This window comes from Bacillus sp. BR3(2024), from assembly GCF_039134555.1.
GTDB classification, from domain to species: domain Bacteria; phylum Bacillota; class Bacilli; order Bacillales; family Bacillaceae_G; genus Bacillus_A; species Bacillus_A cereus.
On sequence record NZ_CP152433.1, the window covers coordinates 4,325,408 to 4,344,217 of the forward strand.

An 18,810-nucleotide genomic window follows, 5' to 3' on the forward strand; every position below is an offset into this window, starting at 1 on the left:
AACCACCTCAAAGTATAAAATAGTTTACTTTTAAAAATTAAAAGTATATCATACTATACATAATTATTTATTTTCGAAAGGAGTGCTATACTTCATGCGCGCAATTTTATTAGGTCTTTTATCATCGGCCTTTTTTTCTGCAACCTTTATTATTAATAGAGCAATGAATGTATCTGGAACGAGCTGGGCTTGGACAGCTTCCTTCCGTTTTTTATTTGCTCTTCCTATTTTATTCCTTATCGTTTTATTTCGCAAAAACTTTAGGGGATTATGTGAAGAGTTAAAAAAACATCCATTGGCATGGATCGGATGGGGTTCTGTTGCCGGTATTGGTTTTTATTCTTTATTAAGTTTCTCAGCTGTCTTTTCTCCAGCTTGGCTCGTTGCTGGAACTTGGCAAGTTACGATTTTAGCTGGTTTACTACTATCACCACTATTTTTCGTGAAAATAGAAACAAAATCAGGTACGAAACTTGTACGCGGAAAAATTCCACTTCGTAGCTTATATGTTGCATTATTTATTTTACTTGGTGTAATTTGTATGCAAGCAACTGCCGCAGGCCATATTACAATGACTCAGTTCATTTCAGGTTTTTTACCTGTCGTATTAGCCGCTTTCTTATATCCGTTCGGTAACCGAAAAATGATGGAGCTTGTTGGTGGACGCCTTGATACGTTCCAACGTGTATTAGGAATGGCAATTGGAAGTCTTCCTATAACAATCTTGCTTGGTATATACGGATTTTCTACTACTGGCATTCCAACATCCAACCAAATGCTTCAAGGATTTTTGTTAGCATTATGTTCCGGCGTTATTGCAACGATGACATTTTTCTTTGCTACTGACTTAGCAAAAGATAACCTCGCTCTACTTGGAGCTGTTGAAGCAACACAAGCTGGAACGATGGTCTTTACCGTACTTGGAGAAATCATTTTCTTAAATGGTTCACTCCCTGGAGGACTTTCTCTCATCGGAATGATTATTATCATGTTAGGAATGGTTGCAAATAGTATTTTAAACCGTTCTGTTCCAGTCGTTAAACAGAAAAAATCGGCATAAAAAAAGGGTATGGTTCTATAGAGATGAACCATACTCTTTTTTATTGTCCCCCTATTTCGCCTTATCAGAATAGTATTTCATTGGCTGTTTATACTAAAACTTATGTTATAATACGTTTCATGCGCATTAATAGGAGGTAAATTATGTTAAAAAAAGCAATCGCTGAATTTATTGGTACATTTGTACTTGTATTATTCGGAACTGGAGTAGCTGTCACTGGCGGCGGAATTGAAGGAATTGGAACATTAGGAATCGCTATGGCTTTCGGCTTATCTATTGTAGCTATGGCATATAGCATCGGAACAATTTCTGGATGTCACATTAACCCAGCAGTATCAGTAGCTATGTTCATCAACAAACGAATGAACGCTATGGAACTTTGTTATTATGTATTAGCTCAAATTTTAGGTGGTTTATTAGGAACTGCAACGTTAGTAACAATTTTAAAATCTGCTAAAACACCTTTAGATAATTTAGGACAAAATGGTTTCGGAACTCTTGGTTTATCTGGAGCATTTTTAGTTGAGTTCATTTTAACTTTCGTATTTATTTTAGTTATCGTTGCTGTAACAGGTAAAAAAGGAAGTTCTTCTTTAGCTGGACTAGTAATTGGTTTCACATTAGTTTTAATTCACTTATTAGGAATTCCGTTAACTGGAACATCTGTTAACCCAGCTCGTAGTATCGCACCAGCTTTATTTGTTGGTGGAGAAGCACTTTCTCAACTATGGGTATTCATCGTAGCACCAATTCTTGGTGGTATCTTCGCAGCTATCGTAGGTAAATTCATTTTAAATACTGAAAAATAGAATTTTCAATATTTCTGAATAAAAAAATGCGAGCCCTCATTATGAGGAAGCTCGCTTTTTTTATTCTTTCATTTTAGACTTTAAATTTGTAACTAATTGATCTACCGTTACATTTGCAAGTACGTTTTCCATCGCTTCTTGCGCTTGCATTAAAATAATTTCTAATACTGATTGAATATTAGCTCCTACTGGACATTCAATGTTGGGATTTTCATGGAAGGAAAATAGTTGTCCTTCTTCTACAACTTCCACTGCTTTATATACATCAAGTAATGTAATTTCTTCTAAATCTCGAGCAAGTGTCGTACCACCTTTACCAGCTTGTACATCAACAAGTCCTGCTCTCTTCAACATTCCTGTAATGCGACGAATCACAACTGGATTTGTATTCACACTACCGGCAATCCATTCAGAGGTACAGCGAGAGTTTCGATCTATCGCAAGTAATGTCAACATATGAACACCTACTGTAAAACGACTACTAATCCCCATCTGCACACCCTCCTTTTTATTCATTCTATTAAAAGACGACTCTTATTATTATATACTATTTTTAATTTATACATAAAGAAAAAGCATGATTTCAATAGGAAATCATGCTTTTCTCTCATTATTGACGCTTTATAAATTTCGCTAAATCTTTAAATTTCACTTTATCTGAGTAATTCATTACGCCGTTTACGTAAATGCGGCTTGTAACAGCATTTAATACTGCAATTGTCGCCAATAAGACTGCTAATGTTATCGTAATTTCTAGCATACCTGCTTCACCAGCTACAATACGTGAGAAGGTAACCATCGGTGTAAAAAATGGAACGTAAGAACTTACAACAACGATAGTACTATTCGGATCACTTAATGATTTAATACTAATAAAGAATGCAGCCATAATTAAAATCATTACCGGGAAAGATACAGCTTGTAAATCCTCCGTCTTAGATACGACAGCTCCAGCAGCAGCATACATCATCGCATAAAGTAAATATCCCGTAATGAAATAAACAAGAAACATGCTGATAACTTTTGCATCTAATTTTGTAAAGTCAATTGGAATACCAAATAGTGAGGCACTTTCTAAATCGACCCAACCTAACAAATATGGAATAAGATAACCACACGCCAATACGACAAGTTGCAATAACGCCGTTGAAACAACCGCTAAAATTTTCGCATACATCATCGTAAGAGGCTTCACTTTCGGAAGCATTACTTCCATTACACGTGACGCCTTTTCAGATGCAATATTCATTGCGATTGTATTTCCGAACGCTACAATAAACATATATAAAGCAAATGTAAAGAAATAGGCAATTCCGAAAGAAGATGTACGATCTTTTATCGCTTCTTGCTTCACTTGAATTTCTGTTTGTAATTGCTGTGCAATTTCTGGTGAAACATTATTTTTGGCAATCGTTACCATCGTATATTGTTGCTTTAAATATCCTGCCATAATTGCAGAAGTTGCTTGGCTTGGAAATCCATTATACATATATGTAATCGATGGAGCCCCACCCTTTTCCGTCACATGGAATAGACCATCTAAATCGCCTTCTTCTACTTGCTTATGCAGTTTATCAAAATCATCCTTTGAACCAATTGTTATTTTTGCTGATGGCAATAGCTTATTTAGCTCATCTTTTTGTACTTTATATGTGGAACTCTCTACTACAACTGCAATTTTATCTTTATCCTTATTTTTATCATCGCCTGAAGTAAAATGATTAAATGCAAAAATCCCAAACACAACTAAAAATAAAATCGCACTCGTAATTAATGATTTCTTAGATAAAAACGCTTCCCTAAAATAAAATGAAAATACGTGAGAAAATTTACGCATCGTTATTTCGCCCTCTCTACAAAGATTTCGTTTAACGTCGGCTCTAACATTTTGAATTGTCGTAAGCTAACACCTTGCTCTTGCAACTGTTGCAAAATCTTGAGAGCTTCCGCATCGTCTTGTACTTTCACATAAAGAAGGCCTTGTTGTTTTTCATACGATACATGTATAGCTTCTAATCCCTTTTCATTCTCTACTGTATCTTCAATCGTTAAATTACGGAAACCGTATTCTTTCTTAATATCACTTAGCTGTCCTTTTACGACTGCTTCACCTTTTTTCAAAATACATACATGTTGGCAAAAAGCCTCTACTTGTTCCATACGATGACTTGATAAAATAATCGTCTTTCCGCTCTGTACTTGTTCTTCAATAATACTAGCTAACATCCCAGCATTAACTGGATCAAGGCCGCTGAATGGTTCATCTAAAATGAGAAGTTCCGGATTATGAAGAAGAGCAGCAATTAATTGGATTTTTTGCTGATTCCCTTTTGAAAGCTCTCCAGCCGTTTTAAATTTATATTCTGGTATCGCTAAACGCTCTAACCAGTGATCAATAGCGTGATCCACTTCTTTCTTCGACATTCCTTCTAATCTACCAAAATATCGCAGCTGATCTATTACTCTACTTTTTGTATATAAACCTCTTTCTTCTGGTAAATACCCAATTGTTACACCACTATTTCCAAATGCTTTTCCATCCCATGTAATCGAACCTTCATTAGGCGTTAATAATCCGAGAAGCATTTTGATTGTTGTTGTTTTCCCTGCACCATTTCGTCCAAGTAACCCTAGTACTTCACCTTTTGGTAACGAAATTTGCAAACCGTTAACTGCTTTTGATTCCTCAAATTGTTTCGTTAAGTTTTGAATTTGTAAACTCAAGTATAAAGCCTCCCCTTTAGTATCATTCGTACTCTCTTTCAAAGACTATGTTTATTCAAGACAAAATATAGCACCACGCTTCATCCTCTTATATGTAAACATCGTCATGAATCCATCATTTGTTCTATTTAGTTAAAATTGTAAATAACAAAGTTCTTTTTGTCAATTATAATTGTCATTACGACAATAAAACTTGTCAAAACAGCTATTATTATTTTGCTCATCTTTCTAATATAGGACATACTACTATATATACAAAAGACAATATGCAAATGTTCATATAAAAATATTATATTTTAATATATAATATAAAATGATTTTCTAACATCAAGGAGGATACATATGAAGATGAAGAGGGGCATTACCACTTTATTATCTGTAGCGGTTCTATCTACATCACTTGTAGCATGTTCAGGAACACCAGAGAAAACAGTGGCGAAAGAAGAGAAAGTAAAATTAACAGAACAACAATTAATGGCTGATTTATGGTATCAAACAGCCGGTGAAACGAAAGCACTTTACTACCAAGGGTACAACATTGGTCAATTAAAGCTTGATGCAATTCTTGCAAAAGGGACAGAGAAAAAACCTGCTATCGTGCTTGATTTAGACGAAACTGTTTTAGATAACAGTCCTCATCAGGCAATGAGCGTAAAAACAGGCAAAGGCTATCCTTACAAATGGGATGATTGGATTAAAAAAGCTGAGGCTGAAGCCCTTCCAGGCGCAATTGATTTCTTAAAATATACAGAGTCTAAAGGTGTAGATATTTACTACATCTCAAATCGTAAAACGAATCAACTAGATGCAACAATTAAAAATCTTGAGCGTGTAGGTGCTCCTCAAGCAACGAAAGAACATATATTACTACAAGATCCGAAAGAAAAAGGAAAAGAAAAACGCCGTGAACTCGTTTCTCAAACCCATGATATTGTCTTATTCTTCGGTGATAACTTATCTGATTTCACAGGTTTTGATGGAAAATCTGTAAAAGATCGTAACCAAACAGTAGCAGATTCAAAAGCACAATTTGGTGAGAAATTCATTATTTTCCCGAATCCAATGTATGGCGATTGGGAAGGCGCTTTATATGATTATGATTTCAAAAAATCAGATTCAGAAAAAGATAAAATCCGTCGCGACAACTTAAAATCATTTGATGTAAAATAAAAGAGGATGGCATTCGCCATCCTCTTTTATTTTACTTTCTCTGTTAAAGGCAAGATAAATACTTCCACACGTCTATTCTTTGCCTTTCCTTCTTGTGTATCGTTTGGAGCAATTGAACGGTATTCTCCGTATCCAATCGCACTAAATTTTTCTGGTTGTAATTCTTTATTTTGCAGTAATACTTGCATAAAATTAACTGCCCGCTGCGTACTTAATTCCCAATTCGACGCAAACTGCGCATTGGCAATAGGGACATTATCCGTATGACCCGATACTGTAATTTCACGAGGTGACGCTGAAACAAGTAAGCTAGACATCTCTTTTGCAATCCCTAAAGATTCTAATTTCACATCTGCTTTCCCCGAATCAAACAGTATATTTTCTAATATTGTCACCATTAATCCCTTTTCAGTTAATTTAGTTTGAAAAGAAGAAGATAATTGTTTTTCATTAATATATTGATCAATCTTTTTTTGTAATGCTTTCAATTCATCCATCTCTTTTTTTTCTTTAGCTCTAGCTTCTTCTTGTTTTTTTGCTTGTTCTGCCTCAAGGCTACTTGCTGATAATTCTTTTTCATCATTTGGCTTTTGATCACTTAAAAATTCTTTGTTACCTGTTCCCCCAGCTAATTCACTTCGAAAAGCAACTGCCATCTGTTTAAACTTCGCAGCATCTATACTACTCATTGCGAATAAAACGATAAACAATGCAAATAACAACGTTAACATATCAGAATATGGGATTAACCACGTTTCATCGATATGCTCATCATGTTTTTTCTTTTTGCCTCTTCTATTTTTCTTACTCCGCATTTTTTTCTGCTCCTTTTTCTAGCTTTTTACGCTCAGTTGCAGAAAGTGCACCTAAAATGCGGTTCTTCATAATAAACGGATATGTACCTTCTTGTAACATTAATAAACAATCAATGATTAAACGTTTTTTCTCAATTTCAGCTGAAGATTTTTGCTTTAACTTATTTGCAAATGGATGCCATAATACATAACCTGAAAAAATACCAAAAATCGTTGCAATAAACGCACCCGAAATAGCATGACCTAACTTTTCAATATCAGTTAAGTTACCAAGCGCAGCTACAAGACCGATAACAGCACCTAAAACTCCTAATGTCGGTGCATACGTACCAGCTTGTGAAAAAATAGCAGCTCCCTTTGCATGTCTTTCTTCAATTGCTTCTAATTCAGATTCCAAAATCTGCTCTAAATCTTCTGCGGATACGCCATCAATCACAAATTTCATACCGCGCAAAAGAAATTCATCTTGAATTTTGTCTAATTGTTGCTCTAAAGACAAAATACCGTATTTTCTACTTTCAGATGTCCAATGAACAAATAATTCTAGCAACTGTTCATAACTTAAATCCTTTTTATTTGAACCAAAAAGAACTTTAAATAGTTTTGGAACCCTTTTTAGTTGATTCATCGGAAATGCAATACATACTGCAGCAAATGTACCGATAAAAATAATTAATGCTGCGGCAGGATTTAATAAGGCTGTTACGTCAGCGCCCTTGACGACCATCCCTACTACCACTGCTACAAATCCTAAAATAAGTCCAATAATTGTTGCAAAATCCATTCCCATTCACTCCTAGTCTATACAAGAAGTTCTTTATTCTCGATAATCGCTACATCTTCTTATGTATATATATTACATAAAAAATGCAAATCATGAAAGATAAGAAATGAATTATATAAAAAAAATACTACAAATTCACACATTTTCTGACATTTTCTTTGCATTTCTATTACGTTATGACTCTTATATTCCTTTTCCAACAAACTAGATTTATAATAAAAAAAACAATACACATTTTATGAAGAAGGGACTGTGATTACAAGGCATCATGAAAAAGATAATAATTATTTCTGCCACTACTATTGTAATCGGGATCACATCTTTCGCTTACTTTGGTTCTAAAACACCACTACATAATGAAGCAAAAGCTGTCGAAAGTCAAAAGCATAATAACCATAAAAAAGAAGAGATTCCTGCTTTTCCAAAAGCTGATCATAATGCAAAGAAAATAGACAATGACTTTTCAGTTGTAACAAATCCAAAATCTAATCTTGTCTTAATTAATAAACATCGAAAACTACCAGATGGATACATTCCTGAAGACTTAACGAGACCAAATGTACCATTTATTAGTCCAAAAGATAAAGAAAAAACATTGCTGCGCAAAGATGCTGCCGAGGCACTTGAAAACATGTTCAAAGCTGCGAAAAAAGAAGGGCTTGATCTTACAGCTGTATCTGGTTATCGTTCATACAAACGCCAAAAATCGTTGCATGATACATACGTTAGACGTCAAGGAAAAGCCGAAGCTAATTCGGTAAGCGCAATTCCTGGTACAAGTGAACACCAAACGGGTTTAGCAATGGATATTAGTTCAAAATCAGCTAAATTTCAATTAGAGCCTATCTTCGGAGAGACAGCAGAAGGAAAATGGGTCGCGGAACATGCTCATGAATTCGGCTTTGTCATTCGTTACTTAGAAGATAAAACAGATACAACAGAATATGCCTATGAACCATGGCACTTACGCTACGTTGGTAATCCATACGCTACATACCTATATAAACATCACTTAACATTAGAAGAAGCGATGGAAGACAAAAAATAAGAGAGCAAATTGCTCTCTTATTTTTCTTTCACTCTATTATTGTAGTAATTTCTTCTTCCATTCTTCAGGCCATGGTTCGCCTCTTCCTGTTTTTTTCGAAGCTTGAACCATCATTCCGCGACCTACTAAACAAACCTCTCCTGCTGCATTCTTCACCATATAATGTAAATCTAAAGAAGAATTCCCGACCGATCCTGCCTTTACATACACCTTCAGCTGTTCATCAAAATATATTTGCTTAATAAAATTACATTGTAAATCCGCAACAACGATCATCGTTTCTGATGATGCATGTGTCCACTCTTGCATAAATCCAAGTTCTTTAAACAACGCAATACGAGCTTCTTCAAAATAAGTAAAAGCAACGACATTATTTACATGTCCAAACATATCTACTTCACCAAAACGAACCTTTACAGGGTTGTAAAACGAAAAACCACTTTCCCATTGCTCAAAGTCTTCAATATAAGAAATCCTCTTCATTGTTATCTCTCCTTTTCACCTTGAAATAAACAGAATAAACAGAAAAATAAAGTTATAAATATTGCCTCTTCGATATGAAGAGGCAATATTTATTAATAGTTATTATCGCTACCAAAGAAATCTTTGAACGATTGAATTGTTGTATCACGGTTTAATGCCGCAATTGAAGTTGTTAAAGGAATACCCTTCGGACATGATTGCACACAGTTTTGAGAGTTACCACAGTTTGCTAGTCCTCCATCTCCCATAATTGCACGTAAGCGATCTGCTTTATGCATTTCACCCGTTGGATGTGAGTTGAATAAGCGAGCTTGTGATAACGGTGCTGGTCCAATAAAGTCAGACTTACTGTTTACGTTTGGACATGATTCTAAGCAAACACCACATGTCATACATTTTGAAAGCTCATAAGCCCATTGACGCTTTTTCTCAGGCATTCTTGGTCCTGGACCTAGGTCATACGTACCATCAATTGGAATCCACGCTTTAACGCGTTTTAGAGCATTAAACATGCGACTACGATCAACTTGTAAGTCACGTACAACCGGGAATGTCTTCATCGGTTTTAAGCGAATTGGTTGCTCTAATTGATCGATAAGTGCCGTACATGATTGACGTGGTTTTCCGTTAATCACCATCGAACATGCACCACATACTTCCTCTAAGCAGTTCATATCCCAGGCAATCGGAGTTGTTTGGTTCCCTTTTGAATCAACAGGATTACGACGGATTTCCATAAGTGCTGAGATAATATTCATATTCGGACGATATGGAATTTCAAACTCTTGGTCAAACGCTTGCGCATCTGGCCCGTCTTGTCTCGTAATGATGAGGCGGATTGTTTTCTCAGACATGTTGTTTATCCCCCTTCTCTTCACCCTTAGCAGCTACATCGTGTTTTGAAGAATAATCACGTTTACGCGGTTTAATTAACGAAATATCAACGTCCTCGTAATGGAATGCTGGTGCATTTCCTTCTCCCTCAAATTTTGCCATCGTAGTTTTTAAGAAGTTTGCATCATCACGATTTGGGAATTCAGGTTTGTAATGCGCCCCACGGCTCTCATTACGGTTATATGCGCCAATTGTAATAACACGTGCTAACTCAAACATATTTGCAAGTTGGCGTGTAAATGAAGCACCTTGGTTACTCCATCTTGCTGTATCGTTAATGTTAATACGTTTGTAACGAGCCATTAATTCTTCAATTTTCGCATCTGTTTCTAATAATTTTTTATTTTCACGAACTACTGTAACGTTATCTGTCATCCATTCTCCAAGCTCTTTATGAAGAACATACGCATTTTCGTTACCATCCATCGTTAAAATATTGTTAAATTTCTCTGTTTCGATTAATTCATTTTGCTCATATACAGTAGATGAAACAGCATCAGATGATTTAGAAAGACCTTTCATATACTCAATTGCGTTTGGTCCTGCTACCATACCACCATAAATTGCTGATAATAGTGAGTTCGCACCAAGACGGTTACCACCGTGCATAGAATAATCACACTCACCTGCTGCAAATAAACCTGGAATGTTTGTCATCTGTTTATAATCAACCCATAGTCCGCCCATTGAATAGTGAACAGCTGGGAAGATTTTCATCGGTAGTTTACGAGGATCATCCCCTGTAAATTTCTCATAGATTTCAATAATTCCACCTAGTTTAATATCTAGTTCTTTTGGATCTTTATGAGAAAGATCTAAGTACACCATGTTTTCACCGTTAATACCTAGTTTTTGCTCTACGCAAACATCAAAGATTTCACGCGTTGCGATGTCACGAGGTACAAGGTTTCCGTAAGCCGGATATTTTTCTTCTAAGAAGTACCATGGTTTACCATCTTTATATGTCCAAACACGTCCACCTTCACCACGTGCAGATTCACTCATAAGACGTAATTTATCGTCTCCAGGAATTGCCGTTGGGTGAATTTGAATGAACTCACCGTTTGCATAATATGCGCCTTGTTGATATACAGCAGAAGCTGCTGTACCTGTATTGATAATGGAGTTTGTTGATTTTCCGAAAATGATACCAGGGCCCCCTGTTGCCATAATCACGGCATCTGCTCCGAAACTTCTAATCTCCATAGTTTGTAAGTCTTGTGCAACGATTCCTCGGCACACACCTTCATCATCAACAACAGCTCGTAAGAAATCCCAACCTTCATATTTCGTTACAAGTCCTGCTACTTCGTGACGACGTACTTGCTCATCTAATGCGTAAAGTAATTGCTGTCCAGTTGTTGCACCAGCAAATGCTGTACGGTGATGTTGCGTTCCACCAAATCGACGGAAATCAAGAAGTCCTTCTTCCGTACGGTTGAACATAACACCCATACGGTCCATTAAATGAATGATACCAGGTGCTGCTTCACACATTGCTTTAACTGGTGGTTGGTTCGCTAAGAAGTCCCCACCATAAATTGTATCGTCAAAGTGGATCCATGGAGAATCCCCTTCACCTTTCGTATTTACGGCACCGTTAATTCCGCCCTGAGCACATACAGAATGTGAACGTTTTACTGGTACTAAAGAAAACAGTTCAACATTTACTCCTGCTTCTGCCGCTTTAATCGTTGCCATTAAGCCAGCCAAGCCACCGCCGACTACTATAAGTTTCCCTTTCATGCTCTCCCACTCCTTACTGGTTTGCTAGCTGTGGATCGATGAACGCTAATAATGCACTCACACCTACATAAGATAAACCTAAGAAAATAGCTAATGTTACATAAGTAGAGATTCTTTGTGAACGTGGAGATACTGTAATTCCCCAGCTAATGCAGAATGTCCATAGTCCATTTGCAAAGTGGAAAATTGTTGAAACAACACCAACTAAGTAGAATGCAAACATAGCTGGATTGTTTAAAATATCTGCCATCATATCATAGTTTACCTCTTTACCTAACATTGCTTGAATACGAGTTTCCCAGACGTGCCAAGAAATGAAGATCAGCGTAACGATACCTGAAATTCTTTGGAAGACGAACATCCAGTTACGGAAATAACCGTAAGAAACCGCATTGTTCTTAGCTGTAAATGCAATATATAAGCCATATATAGCATGGTACAGTATCGGTAAAAAGATGATGAAAATTTCTAGCGCATACCGGAATGGAAGGAGCTCCATAAAGCCTGCAGCTTTGTTAAAAGCCTCTGCTCCTCGTGTTGCAAAGTTGTTTACAATTAAATGTTGCGTCAAAAAGACACCAACCGGGATGACCCCCATTAATGAGTGCCACTTACGAAACGTATACTCGCGGCCTTTCATGTCCCCATTACCCCCCTTGAATGTTTGACTGCTGTTTTCAGATTAGTTTATGACAATAATGTTTTTTCACTATTGGCATAAGAAAAACTGAAAAAATTATTCGAAATATTTCAGCATAATTTGATACCAAGTTCATTTTACTCCTATTTTTGTCGAAGCGTCAAGAAAACGTATACATAATTTGCATATAATTTGCCAATTCTTTTTTTCTTCTTATATATTCAGATTTTCCTAAAGAAAAATCTGTTTTTATAAATGTGAAATGTTATATAATAATCCCTATAGAAAGAGGGGAATATTGTGAGTAAAAATACAATCGATACAACATCTTTAGAAGATGTTTCATTGAACGCCTTCGCTTATGAATTGCTACGTGAAGAATTACTACCTGATTTAATCGGCAACGATTTAGATGGTATTTTATACTGGTCTGGTAGAAACCTTGCAAGAAAATATCCGCTAGAAACAATTGAAGAAGTCATTCAGTTCTTTGAAAAGGCTGGCTGGGGCACTTTAAGCATTGTTGAACATAAGCGTCGTGAAATGCAGTTCCAACTTAAAGGCACACTCATCGCAGAACGTCAAAAACAAAAACGACATTCTTCTTATCAACTAGAAGCCGGATTCATCGCTGAACAAATCCAAAAGCAACGGAACGTCGTTGCAGAGTCATACGAAGAAAAGAAAAAACGTTCTGACTCTATTACATTTCTTGTAAAATGGGATATAAAAGATCTCATTGAAGTGTAAGCATTACCTACAGTCAACTAGACATATCAGTTTAGTTGACTTTTTTGTATTTTCATTCAGATGAGTTTATTTTAAATCTTCAGAAATTATACCAAAAAACAGAAGACGTTGTAAACTACAACGTCTTCTTATCTGTTAAATACGTATAAATCGTCTCCGCGACATTTTTCGGCATACCCGCTTCGACAAATTCCTCTATAGAAGCTTCTTTCATCTTCTTTAATGAACCAAAATGTTTTAACAATACCTTTTTCCGTTTATCACCGATTCCTGGAATATCATCCAATGCTGATTGAATGACAGATTTCCCATGTAATTGACGATGGAATGTAATCGCAAATCGATGCACCTCATCTTGAATACGCTGCAATAAATAAAATTCTTGGCTATTTCTCTCAAGCATCACAGGTTCCGGTGGATCCCCAATAATTAAATGGGAGGTTTTATGTTTATCATCTTTTACAAGACCTGCCATCGGAATATATAATCCGAGCTCATTCTCTAAAATATCACTTGCAGCCGCTAGATGGCCTTTTCCTCCATCAATAATAATCAAATCAGGTAAAGGTGAATTTTCTTTAAGCGCCCTTGTATAACGGCGCCTCACAACTTCTCTCATAGACTCATAATCATCTGGCCCTTGAACCGTTTTAATTTTATATTTTCGATACTCTTTCTTCGCCGGTTTCCCATCGATAAAAGCAATCATTGCAGAAACGGGATTTGTTCCTTGAATATTTGAGTTATCAAACGCTTCAATACGATACGGCGTTTCAATCCCAAGCTGCTTCCCTAAATGATCTACCGCTTTAATCGTTCGTTCTTCATCACGTTCAATTAAGTAAAACTTCTCTTCAAGAGCAATCTTCGCATTTTTATTTGCCAATTCTACAAGGTCTTTTTTCTTACCACGTTTCGGCTGCGTCGCTTCCACTTCTAAAAAGCGCTCTACTAATTCCGAGTCTATACTTCCTGGAACGACAATTTCCTTCGGCTTAAAATGACTACTGTTTTCATAAAATTGGCCGATAAACGTTAAAAAACCCTCTTCTGGTTCATCGTAAATTGGAAACATAGAAACATCACGTTCAATTAGCTTTCCTTTTCGAACGAAGAAAACTTGAACACACATCCATCCTTTATCCACTGCATATCCAAACACATCACGATCTACTAAGTCACTCATAATCATCTTTTGTTTTTCCATAATCGCATCAATATGAGCAATTTGATCACGCAACTCTTTTGCACGTTCAAACTCTAGTTTCTCTGAGGCCTCATACATTTTTATTTCTAGTTCTGAACGAACTTCTTTATGTCCACCATTTAAAAACTTAATAATTTCATCTACAATTTCTTTATTTTGTTCTTCCGTCACTTCTTTCACACAAGGCGCTAAACATTGACCCATATGATAATACAAACAAACTTTATCTGGCATATTCGTGCATTTCCGAAGTGGATACATACGATCTAGCAGTTTTTTCGTTTCATGAGCAGATTGTGCATTTGGATAAGGACCAAAATATTTCCCTTTATCCTTTTTTACGTTTCGAGTAATGAGTAAGCGCGGTTGCTTCTCCGCCGTAATTTTAATAAAAGGATATGTTTTATCATCTTTTAATTGAATATTATATTTCGGATCATATTTTTTAATTAGATTTAACTCTAAAATAAGTGCTTCTAAATTCGAAGAGGTTACAATATATTCAAAATCAACAATTTCTCCTACAAGCCGCAGTGTTTTCCCATCATGTGAACCAGTAAAGTACGAGCGCACACGATTTTTAAGCACTTTTGCCTTTCCGACATATATAACCGTTCCTTGCTTATCTTTCATCAAATAACAACCAGGTTGATCTGGTAAAATAGCCAACTTCTCTTTCAAATGTTCGTGCACTCGTCTCCCTCCATTTCTACATACTTAGCATTTTTATTTTCCCTTGAAAACATACTATGCCCAAACACCCAACATACGTTCTTTTATTGTAACGGAAAGACTGTAAAAAAGAAAATAAAAAAAGCTACCAAATGGTAGCTTTTTTTATTTTAGAAGTGTTTAGAAACTAATTCTACTAACGCTTCTTTCGGTTTGTAACCTAACGCTTGATCAACTACTTTACCGTCTTTTAATACGAAAAGAGCTGGAATGCTCATTACTTCGAATTGACGAGCAGTTTCTTGGTTTTCATCAACGTCTACTTTTACTACTTTTACTTTTTCGCCTAGTTCTGCATCAATTTCCTCTAATACAGGAGCGATCATTTTACAAGGTCCACACCAAGGTGCCCAGAAATCTAATAATACAACACCTTCGCTAGTTTCTGCTGCGAAGCTTTGGTCATTTGCGTTTACAATTGCCATTTTATTTCCTCCTTCAAGTATATTCTACCAAGAGTATATCATTAACTTATATACGTGGCGAATAATATGTATCGTTATGTATTGTAACAAAAAAATGTTCCTTTATACTATATAAAAATACGGATTAAATACTAAAAAGATGAGAGACAGGGGATCTCTCACCTTTTTCTATATATAGGGGTACTTCACTTGGAACTCAAGGGTACTTAAATCATGAATGTACTTTTAACTTTTTAAACTCTTCTGTTAAAAGAGGTACAACTTCGAATAAGTCACCGACAATACCATAGTCAGCTACTTTAAAGATACTTGCTTCTGGATCTTTATTAATCGCAACGATTATTTTTGAGTTAGACATACCTGCTAAATGCTGAATCGCACCAGAAATACCACATGCAATGTATAAGTCTGGCGTAACAACTTTACCAGTTTGACCAATTTGTAATGAGTAATCACAGTATTCAGCGTCACAAGCACCACGAGATGCCCCAACAGCGCCGCCTAGTACGTCTGCTAACTCTTTTAATGGCTTAAAGCCTTCTTCACTCTTCACACCACGTCCGCCAGCGATAATAACTTTTGCTTCAGAAAGATCCACACCTTCTGCTGTTTTACGGACAACATCTTGAATGATTGTACGTAAATCTTTCACATCAACTGTAATAGAAGATACGTCACCGCTGCGAGACTCATCTTTTTCCAGAGTTGCAATATTATTTGGACGCACTGTCGCAAATAAGATGCCGTCTGTTACAATCTTCTTCTCGAATGCTTTACCAGAGTAAATTGGACGAGTGAAGATAACATTTCCACCTTCAACCTCTAAAGCAGTTACGTCAGAAACTAAACCAGCTTCAAGCTTCGCTGCTAATTTTGGTGATAAATCTTTACCAAGTGCTGTATGTCCAAAAACGATACCTTCTGGATTTTCTTCAGCATGTACAGCTAAAAACGCTTGTGCATAACCATCAGATGTATATGATTTTAATTTATCATTTTCAACTGTCACAACGCGATCTGCACCGTAATGAATCAATTCATTTGCAAAAGAGGCAACGCTGTCTCCAATTAGAAGACCTACTACTTCACCGCCTTCTGCAATTGTTTTTGCTGCTGCTACCGCTTCAAAAGAAACGTTACGTAGCGATCCATCACGAACTTCACCCATTACTAATACTTTACGAGCCATAGATTTTCCCTCCTGCATATATAATTTCGTATTTTATTAGATTACTTTCGCTTCTGTATGGAGCAACGATACAAGTTCTTTTACTTGATCTTGCAGCTCGCCTTGTAACACTTTTCCTGCATCTTTCTTAGGAGGCAAATAGATTTCAATTGTTTTTGTCTTTGCTTCCACATCATCTTCTTCTAAATCTAAATCATCTAATTCTAATTCTTCTAGCGGCTTTTTCTTCGCTTTCATAATACCTGGAAGCGATGGATAACGCGGTTCATTTAAACCTTGCTGTGCTGTTACTAAAACTGGTAATGAAGTTGCAATCACTTCTGTATCACCTTCAACATCACGCTCAATCTTCACATTTGTACCGTCAATTTCAAGTTTTGTAATTGTCGTTACATACGGAATATTTAACGCTTCAGCTACGCGTGGTCCTACTTGTCCAGATGCACCATCAATTGCAACGTTTCCGCCTAAAATTAAATCTGCATCTTTATCTTTTAAATATTCAGCAAGCACTTTTGCTGTCGTGAACTGGTCACCATTTTCTACATCATCTTCAATATTAATTAATACAGCTTTATCACAGCCCATTGCTAATGCAGTACGAAGTTCTTTCTCACTATCTTCGCCACCGACTGTTACAACTGTAACTTCTCCACCTTGTGCGTCTCTTACTTGAATTGCTTCTTCAATTGCATATTCATCGTAAGGGTTGATGATGAATTCCGCTTCGCCATCGTAAATTGCACCGTTTTTAATTACGATTTTTTCTTCTGTATCAAATGTTCGTTTCATGAGTACGTAGATGTTCATTCCATTTACCCCCTTGTTTTTCAGAAAGATTCTATCAATTTTAATTTTCTGTTAATTTATATTAAAAAAATAATTGAACTACCTGCCACTAAATGAAGGTTTACGCTTTTCTAAAAATGCAGCTACACCTTCTCTTCCATCTTCACTCGTAAATACTTCACCAAAAATTTGTGATTCACGTTGTACACCTTCATAGTAATGAGACGATTTTGTCGTTTGCAATAACTCTAGTACAGCACGAGTTGTTGCTGGACTTTTTCCAGCAATTTGTTTTGCAACTTTAAGCGTATCATCTAAAAGAGATTCTTCAGAGAACAATCCGTTAACAAGTCCCCACTTTAATGCTTCTGCACCAGTAATTGGTGTACTTGTTAACATCATTTCACAAGCTTTCGCTTTCCCAACATAACGTGGTAAGCGCTGTGTACCTGCAAAGCCAGGAATTAATCCAAGTGTTAATTCAGGTAAACCAAGTTTTGCACTTTCAGTTGTAAAGCGCATGTGGCAAGACATAGCAAACTCAAGGCCGCCGCCCAGTGCCGCTCCATGAATTGCCGCAATAACTGGTTTTGAACATTTTTCAACACGCTCAAACGTAACTTGTCCAAGCTGTGCTAATTCTGTTGCTTGCTTCGCTTCAGTAACAGATGTAAATTCTTTAATATCTGCTCCCGCTGAGAAGAAACGTCCTTCACCGTGAATAACAACAACGCGAATGTTATCATCCTTTTCCACTTGATCAATTAATTCAGTAACATCATGCATAACTTGTGAAGACATCGCATTCGCTGGTGCGTGATTTAATGTCGCCACCGCGATATGATCTTCAACTCTTACAGATAGGAATTTCAACATGATCCCTCCCATTATTGACGATAACCACAAGCTGCAATAAGTAGCCCGTGTACCGTTTTTGAAAGTGCGACCAGATCATACTTATGATCGCTCATTACCCAATTGGTCACAACTTCATCTACTGTTCCAAAGATCATTTGTCTTGCCACGCGAACATTTAAATCTGCTTGAAATTCACCTTGTTTTATACCAGTCTCTAAAATCTCATCCATAACTTGTAAGTAGCCTTTTAATACTTCATTTATTTTAAGGCGCAAGTCTTGATTGGACTGCCTTAGCTCTAATTGCGTAACGATAGCAAGAGGATCATTTTGCGACAACAGCAAGAAGTGCGTTTCTACCAACATGAATAACTTCGATACAGCGCTTTCAATTCCTGCTGTTTTTTGACGAATTGTTTCGACAAATTCTCCCATCTTCTCTTGGAATAAGGATATTAATATATCTTCTTTATTTTTAAAATATAAATAAATCGTGCCATCAGCTACCCCAGCTTGCTTTGCGATTTTAGAAACTTGCGCTTGGTGGTACCCATTCTCCGCAATCACAATGACTGCCGCATCAATAATTTGATTGTATTTCGGTCTATTTTTCTTCACTTTACTGTCCCCTTCAAGAAGATGACTGAATGAATAGTCATTCATATTCTTATAATACTGACTATTTAGA

Annotated in this window: 20 protein-coding genes; 5 read left to right on the forward strand and 15 right to left on the reverse strand. The window is 36.4% G+C overall.

All coding sequences use genetic code 11. The features are described 5' to 3' along the window. The first annotated feature begins 94 nt into the window (after window positions 1-94). Together V7S45_RS22270 and V7S45_RS22275 are read left to right on the forward strand one after the other, a co-directional pair. On the forward strand, window positions 95-1,060 hold the full coding sequence (locus V7S45_RS22270; RefSeq protein ID WP_088345814.1) for a multidrug resistance efflux transporter family protein: 966 nt from the start codon (window positions 95-97) through the stop codon (window positions 1,058-1,060). Window positions 1,061-1,203: 143 nt separating this feature from the next. Beyond that, window positions 1,204-1,869, forward strand: a complete 666-nt coding sequence (locus tag V7S45_RS22275; protein WP_000913213.1) for an aquaporin — start codon at window positions 1,204-1,206, stop codon at window positions 1,867-1,869. Between the two features lie 60 nt (window positions 1,870-1,929). Here the strand turns inward: V7S45_RS22275 and V7S45_RS22280 are convergent, their stop codons facing one another. From V7S45_RS22280 to V7S45_RS22290, 3 genes are all read right to left on the reverse strand, one after another. After that, complete coding sequence (locus V7S45_RS22280) at window positions 1,930-2,361, reverse strand: Rrf2 family transcriptional regulator (protein ID WP_000512998.1); 432 nt, start codon at window positions 2,359-2,361, stop codon at window positions 1,930-1,932. 118 nt (window positions 2,362-2,479) lie between these two features. After that, complete coding sequence (locus V7S45_RS22285) at window positions 2,480-3,706, reverse strand: ABC transporter permease (RefSeq protein WP_001224982.1); 1,227 nt, start codon at window positions 3,704-3,706, stop codon at window positions 2,480-2,482. Between the two features lie 2 nt (window positions 3,707-3,708). Beyond that, window positions 3,709-4,593, reverse strand: a complete 885-nt coding sequence (locus tag V7S45_RS22290; RefSeq protein ID WP_342761491.1) for an ATP-binding cassette domain-containing protein — start codon at window positions 4,591-4,593, stop codon at window positions 3,709-3,711. Window positions 4,594-4,935: 342 nt separating this feature from the next. On the opposite strand from V7S45_RS22290, the gene V7S45_RS22295 reads away from it, so the two are divergent. After that, window positions 4,936-5,763, forward strand: a complete 828-nt coding sequence (locus V7S45_RS22295; RefSeq protein WP_088345812.1) for a 5'-nucleotidase, lipoprotein e(P4) family — start codon at window positions 4,936-4,938, stop codon at window positions 5,761-5,763. A 26-nt stretch (window positions 5,764-5,789) separates the two neighbouring features. Here the strand turns inward: V7S45_RS22295 and motB are convergent, their stop codons facing one another. Together motB and motA are read right to left on the reverse strand one after the other, a co-directional pair. After that, complete coding sequence (motB, locus tag V7S45_RS22300) at window positions 5,790-6,578, reverse strand: flagellar motor protein MotB (RefSeq protein WP_001256734.1); 789 nt, start codon at window positions 6,576-6,578, stop codon at window positions 5,790-5,792. After that, window positions 6,568-7,362, reverse strand: coding sequence for a flagellar motor stator protein MotA (gene motA, locus V7S45_RS22305; RefSeq protein WP_000344859.1), 795 nt, complete (start codon window positions 7,360-7,362; stop codon window positions 6,568-6,570). Before motA ends, motB begins: the two co-directional genes overlap by 11 nt. Window positions 7,363-7,630: 268 nt before the next feature. Between motA and V7S45_RS22310 the strand changes: the two genes are divergently transcribed. After that, entirely contained in the window at window positions 7,631-8,410 is a 780-nt protein-coding gene (locus tag V7S45_RS22310; RefSeq protein WP_000720201.1) for a M15 family metallopeptidase, read from the forward strand. A 36-nt stretch (window positions 8,411-8,446) separates the two neighbouring features. On the opposite strand, the gene V7S45_RS22315 is transcribed toward V7S45_RS22310, so the two are convergent. From V7S45_RS22315 to sdhC, 4 genes are all read right to left on the reverse strand, one after another. Further along, window positions 8,447-8,893, reverse strand: coding sequence for a thioesterase family protein (locus V7S45_RS22315; protein ID WP_000822734.1), 447 nt, complete (start codon window positions 8,891-8,893; stop codon window positions 8,447-8,449). A 92-nt stretch (window positions 8,894-8,985) separates the two neighbouring features. Further along, the gene (gene sdhB, locus V7S45_RS22320) at window positions 8,986-9,747 is read right to left on the reverse strand and encodes a succinate dehydrogenase iron-sulfur subunit (protein ID WP_001291827.1); all 762 of its coding nucleotides are present in this window, start codon (window positions 9,745-9,747) and stop codon (window positions 8,986-8,988) included. Continuing rightward, complete coding sequence (gene sdhA / locus V7S45_RS22325) at window positions 9,740-11,533, reverse strand: succinate dehydrogenase flavoprotein subunit (RefSeq protein ID WP_000676750.1); 1,794 nt, start codon at window positions 11,531-11,533, stop codon at window positions 9,740-9,742. Before sdhA ends, sdhB begins: the two co-directional genes overlap by 8 nt. A gap of 13 nt (window positions 11,534-11,546) precedes the next feature. Next, window positions 11,547-12,173 carry a succinate dehydrogenase cytochrome B558 gene (sdhC, locus tag V7S45_RS22330; protein WP_000678354.1) on the reverse strand — a complete coding sequence of 209 codons (627 nt, stop codon included), beginning with the start codon at window positions 12,171-12,173 and terminating at the stop codon, window positions 11,547-11,549. Between the two features lie 300 nt (window positions 12,174-12,473). On the opposite strand from sdhC, the gene V7S45_RS22335 reads away from it, so the two are divergent. Then, the gene (locus V7S45_RS22335; protein ID WP_000042226.1) at window positions 12,474-12,923 is read left to right on the forward strand and encodes a YslB family protein; all 450 of its coding nucleotides are present in this window, start codon (window positions 12,474-12,476) and stop codon (window positions 12,921-12,923) included. A gap of 115 nt (window positions 12,924-13,038) precedes the next feature. Here the strand turns inward: V7S45_RS22335 and uvrC are convergent, their stop codons facing one another. The 6 genes from uvrC to V7S45_RS22365 all read right to left on the reverse strand — a co-directional run bounded on the left by uvrC (window position 13,039) and on the right by V7S45_RS22365 (window position 18,785). Continuing rightward, on the reverse strand, window positions 13,039-14,823 hold the full coding sequence (gene uvrC / locus V7S45_RS22340; protein WP_000544296.1) for an excinuclease ABC subunit C: 1,785 nt from the start codon (window positions 14,821-14,823) through the stop codon (window positions 13,039-13,041). A 149-nt stretch (window positions 14,824-14,972) separates the two neighbouring features. Further along, window positions 14,973-15,287, reverse strand: a complete 315-nt coding sequence (gene trxA, locus V7S45_RS22345) for a thioredoxin (RefSeq protein ID WP_001018943.1) — start codon at window positions 15,285-15,287, stop codon at window positions 14,973-14,975. A 211-nt stretch (window positions 15,288-15,498) separates the two neighbouring features. Then, on the reverse strand, window positions 15,499-16,476 hold the full coding sequence (gene etfA, locus V7S45_RS22350; protein ID WP_000101945.1) for an electron transfer flavoprotein subunit alpha: 978 nt from the start codon (window positions 16,474-16,476) through the stop codon (window positions 15,499-15,501). Between the two features lie 36 nt (window positions 16,477-16,512). Then, window positions 16,513-17,286, reverse strand: a complete 774-nt coding sequence (gene etfB / locus V7S45_RS22355) for an electron transfer flavoprotein subunit beta (protein ID WP_001029028.1) — start codon at window positions 17,284-17,286, stop codon at window positions 16,513-16,515. Between the two features lie 78 nt (window positions 17,287-17,364). Then, window positions 17,365-18,141 carry an enoyl-CoA hydratase gene (locus V7S45_RS22360; RefSeq protein ID WP_088345808.1) on the reverse strand — a complete coding sequence of 259 codons (777 nt, stop codon included), beginning with the start codon at window positions 18,139-18,141 and terminating at the stop codon, window positions 17,365-17,367. A gap of 11 nt (window positions 18,142-18,152) precedes the next feature. After that, entirely contained in the window at window positions 18,153-18,785 is a 633-nt protein-coding gene (locus V7S45_RS22365) for a TetR/AcrR family transcriptional regulator (RefSeq protein WP_002001012.1), read from the reverse strand. Window positions 18,786-18,810: the final 25 nt, after the last annotated feature.

Excerpts from the sequence above, each read along its gene's own strand:
- sdhC (WP_000678354.1), bottom strand. The coding sequence starts at position 12,173 with ATGAAAGGCCGCGAGTATACGTTTCGTAAGTGGCACTCATTAATGGGG.
- V7S45_RS22315 (WP_000822734.1), bottom strand. The coding sequence starts at position 8,893 with ATGAAGAGGATTTCTTATATTGAAGACTTTGAGCAATGGGAAAGTGGT.
- V7S45_RS22285 (WP_001224982.1), bottom strand. The coding sequence starts at position 3,706 with ATGCGTAAATTTTCTCACGTATTTTCATTTTATTTTAGGGAAGCGTTT.
- sdhA (WP_000676750.1), bottom strand. The coding sequence starts at position 11,533 with ATGAAAGGGAAACTTATAGTAGTCGGCGGTGGCTTGGCTGGCTTAATG.
- V7S45_RS22270 (WP_088345814.1), top strand. The coding sequence starts at position 95 with ATGCGCGCAATTTTATTAGGTCTTTTATCATCGGCCTTTTTTTCTGCA.
- etfB (WP_001029028.1), bottom strand. The coding sequence starts at position 17,286 with ATGAACATCTACGTACTCATGAAACGAACATTTGATACAGAAGAAAAA.
- trxA (WP_001018943.1), bottom strand. The coding sequence starts at position 15,287 with ATGGCAATTGTAAACGCAAATGACCAAAGCTTCGCAGCAGAAACTAGC.
- motB (WP_001256734.1), bottom strand. The coding sequence starts at position 6,578 with ATGCGGAGTAAGAAAAATAGAAGAGGCAAAAAGAAAAAACATGATGAG.
- V7S45_RS22310 (WP_000720201.1), top strand. The coding sequence starts at position 7,631 with ATGAAAAAGATAATAATTATTTCTGCCACTACTATTGTAATCGGGATC.
- V7S45_RS22275 (WP_000913213.1), top strand. The coding sequence starts at position 1,204 with ATGTTAAAAAAAGCAATCGCTGAATTTATTGGTACATTTGTACTTGTA.
- etfA (WP_000101945.1), bottom strand. The coding sequence starts at position 16,476 with ATGGCTCGTAAAGTATTAGTAATGGGTGAAGTTCGTGATGGATCGCTA.
- sdhB (WP_001291827.1), bottom strand. The coding sequence starts at position 9,747 with ATGTCTGAGAAAACAATCCGCCTCATCATTACGAGACAAGACGGGCCA.
- V7S45_RS22365 (WP_002001012.1), bottom strand. The coding sequence starts at position 18,785 with ATGAATGACTATTCATTCAGTCATCTTCTTGAAGGGGACAGTAAAGTG.
- V7S45_RS22280 (WP_000512998.1), bottom strand. The coding sequence starts at position 2,361 with ATGGGGATTAGTAGTCGTTTTACAGTAGGTGTTCATATGTTGACATTA.
- V7S45_RS22295 (WP_088345812.1), top strand. The coding sequence starts at position 4,936 with ATGAAGATGAAGAGGGGCATTACCACTTTATTATCTGTAGCGGTTCTA.
- V7S45_RS22360 (WP_088345808.1), bottom strand. The coding sequence starts at position 18,141 with ATGTTGAAATTCCTATCTGTAAGAGTTGAAGATCATATCGCGGTGGCG.
- motA (WP_000344859.1), bottom strand. The coding sequence starts at position 7,362 with ATGGATTTTGCAACAATTATTGGACTTATTTTAGGATTTGTAGCAGTG.